The sequence below is a fragment of the Stenotrophomonas sp. P5_A8 genome (assembly GCF_056400545.1).
In genome coordinates this window covers 1-1,566 of record NZ_JBFULB010000519.1, presented here as the reverse complement: position 1 = coordinate 1,566, position 1,566 = coordinate 1, and the positions used below count along the sequence as shown (strand labels likewise).

Here is a 1,566-nt window from a genome sequence, read left to right as displayed (position 1 = left end):
GTGTAAGCCCTTGCCTCCGGAAACGCGTAGGAAAGACTCCAGCTCCAACTGCTGAAGGAGCTTCCGAATGTCGGTGGCAGCTTTCTTGATCTCCGAGAACGGCACGTCCGGGCCTGGGTCAAGGTCGAACACCACGCGATCGGCGCGGTCGGGCGAATCGGCGTGGCTGCCCCAAGGGTGAAACTCCAAGGCGTTGAACTGCACAAGCTCCAAGAGACTGGCAGCGTCTTCAACCACCAGGTAGTAGGCGTTGATTCCACTGTCTTCCTTGAGCTTCACCGAACTGACCAACTCCAGACCCGCAGTGTGGTGTTTCTGGAAGAAGCACGGCCGGCCGTTCCCAGCTGGGCAGCGGATGATCGACAGTGGACGCCCAACGATCTCAGGCAGCAGATGGTCCATGACCGCGCTGTAGTAATCCCACACATCCTGCTTGGTGGCCTTGATGTCGGGGAAGATGACCTTGGACGGGCTTGAGAGCTTTGGGGGAACCCGCTCTCCTGCATCCGCCCTGCCCTTGCTGTTCGTGGGTTTGACGGCAACACTGCGCTCGGGTCTGGTGACGGCTTGCTTCCCACGTTTGTTCGGCTTGGCCGATGTAGCACCGCCGCCGGAATTGTTGCTCTGATCCGAGTCGTTCAGATCGGCCACGTCTTTGTCAGGCCGCACCGCTTTCAGCGACGCTTGGCGCAGCAATTGTTGCCCGCCAATCCCTCGGTAGAAGACCTCGACGACAAACCGGGGCGCAAACCAGGTGGCGGTCCGCAAGTCGGTCTCTGTCGTTGGGACATGTGCGGTGGGCTTCTTCCCGCCGGCCGTGCCGATCAGCGCTGTCAGCTCCCCAATTAAGGTGTCCGAAAACCCCGAGCCGACGCGCCCCACGTAGAGCCATCCATGCTTGGGGTCGGGCTTGGCCAGTAGCAACGATCCGAAACCGGTGCGGCTTCCTTTGGGCGCGGTGTAGCCGACCACGGCGAATTCGTCGCTGGCCAACTGCTTGGTCTTCTTCCAATCCTCGCCCCGGCCGCCGTGGTAGCCGCGATCGGCGCGCTTGGAGATGATGCCCTCGAAATGCTGCTCACCCGCCAAACGGTAGGCCGCCTCCCCATCGCCGGCGATGTGCGAACTCATGGCCAGATGGGTCGGGGCTCCCTTGAGAACTTCCTCCAAGAGCGCCTTTCGTTCCAGCAGCGGAGCATCGGCGATGTCCACGCCATTGATATGCAGAAGGTCAAAGAGCGCATAGGACAGCGCACCCTGGCGCTCCCCAGATAGGGTGGCTTGAAGTAGATTGAAGTCTTCCTTGGTCCCGCGCCCCGCGATCAGCTCCCCGTCCAGCGCGGCGGACTTCAACCCCAATGTAGCGATGGCTTCACGGATCTCCGGGATCTTGYTGGTCCATTCCAACGCGTTGCGCGACCACAAGCGAACCTCGCCTTCCGCCACCGTGGCCAGGATCCTGTAGCCATCCCATTTGATCTCATGAACCCACTGCTCGCCCTTTGGGGGCGATTCGCCCAGCTTGGCCAACTGGGGTTCGAACGGGCCCTGGGGGGCCTCGGCCCT

The 1,566-nt window shown here is 61.9% G+C and carries 1 protein-coding gene; it reads right to left on the bottom strand.

The window, feature by feature from the left end; translation table 11 throughout:
- Positions 1-1,566, bottom strand: a 1,566-nt coding sequence (gene ligD / locus AC1DQP_RS20305; RefSeq protein WP_478052404.1) for a DNA ligase D, incomplete at both ends; no start/stop codon positions are given.